This window comes from Dietzia sp. HMSC21D01 (assembly GCF_001815995.1).
GTDB classification, from domain to species: Bacteria; Actinomycetota; Actinomycetes; order Mycobacteriales; family Mycobacteriaceae; genus Dietzia; species Dietzia cinnamea.
This window is the reverse complement of the sequence record NZ_KV823817.1, coordinates 1-1,328: the sequence shown is the minus strand read 5'-3', so window position 1 is coordinate 1,328 and position 1,328 is coordinate 1. Positions and strand designations below refer to the sequence as shown.

Below are 1,328 nucleotides of genomic sequence, written 5' to 3'. Positions count from 1 at the left end.
CGCTGGCCTGGGCCGGCCTCACCGCCCGCTTCCTGGCGATCCGGCTCGGTCCCGGTCCCCGGCCCGGGCACCCGGAGTTCCGCGCCGAGGTGCGCCGGATGGTGCCGACGTCTCTCACGATCCCGTTCGCGGCGGTCCGCCACCGGATCGACGGGTGGCGGCGCCACCGCGGGGCGACGCCGTGGCCGCCGACGCCCCGCGCGGTGCTGTTCGACCGCGACGGCACCCTCGTGCGGGACGTGCCCTACAACGGGGACCCGGCGAAGGTCGAGCTCATGCCCGGCGCCCGCGAGGCCGTCGACAGGGCCCGCGCCGCCGGCCTGGCGGTCGGCGTGGTCTCCAACCAGTCCGGCATCGCCCGGGGACTGCTCGACGAGGCGGCGGTCCGCTCGGTCAACGCCCGGGTCGACGAGCTCCTCGGCGGGATGGACACCTGGCGGTACTGCCCGCACGGACCGGAGGACGGGTGCGGCTGCCGCAAGCCCGAACCCGGTCTCGTCACCGGCGCCGCCGCCGACCTCGGCGTCGACCCGCGTGAGTGCGTGGTCATCGGGGACATCGGCGCCGACGTCGAGGCCGCCCTGGCCGCACGCGCCCGACCGGTCCTCGTGCCGACCCCGGTGACCCGGCCCGAGGAGGTCCGCGACGCCCCGTGCGTCGCCCCCGACCTGCTCACGGCGGTGGGGGAGGTGCTGCGCTGATGGGACGCACCCTGGCCGTCCGGCTCGACTCCGACGGCGACGTGCTGCTCTGCGGCCCCGCCCTGACCCTGCTCGCCGAGACGGGCGACGAGGTGGACCTGCTGGTCTCCTCCCAGGGCCTCGCGGCCGCCGGGCTCCTCCCGGCGGTCTCCGAGGTGCTGGTGTACGACGCCCCGTGGTCGGGCTTCCGTCCGCCGCCGGTCGACCGCGCCGCCACTGCGGACCTGGTCGAGCGGATCGCGTCCGGGGGCTACGACCGGGCGGCGGTGTTCACCTCGTTCCACCAGAGCCCCCTGCCGATGGCGCTGCTGCTGCGACTGGCCGGGGTGCCGTTCATCGCCGCCGCCAGCGTCGACTACCCCGGTTCTCTGCTCGACGTACGCGTCCGCCGCGACGACCCGCCCGGCGGCGGGCACGAGGTCGAGGCCGCGGTCGAGATCGCCGTCGCGGCAGGCGCCCGGCGGCCTGACCGGATCCCCGGCCTCGCCGTGCGACACCCGCTCCCCGACGTGACCGATCTGCTCCCGGGCGACGGGCGCGACCTCGTCGTCGTCCACCCCGGTGCCTCCGTCCCCGCCCGGTCGCTCACGCCCGCCCACGCCGGGCGCATCGTCGCGGCGCTGCGCG

At 77.3% G+C, this 1,328-nt stretch carries 1 protein-coding gene and 1 pseudogene; both read left to right on the top strand.

From position 1 onward, the window contains the following. Positions 1-701, top strand: a 701-nt coding sequence (locus tag HMPREF3086_RS04705; protein ID WP_141763998.1) for a D-glycero-alpha-D-manno-heptose-1,7-bisphosphate 7-phosphatase, incomplete at its 5' end; no start/stop codon positions are given. After that, positions 701-1,328 (top strand): annotated as a pseudogene (locus HMPREF3086_RS04700) (glycosyltransferase family 9 protein); the annotation flags it as partial. The gene HMPREF3086_RS04705 and the pseudogene HMPREF3086_RS04700, both read left to right, overlap by 1 nt.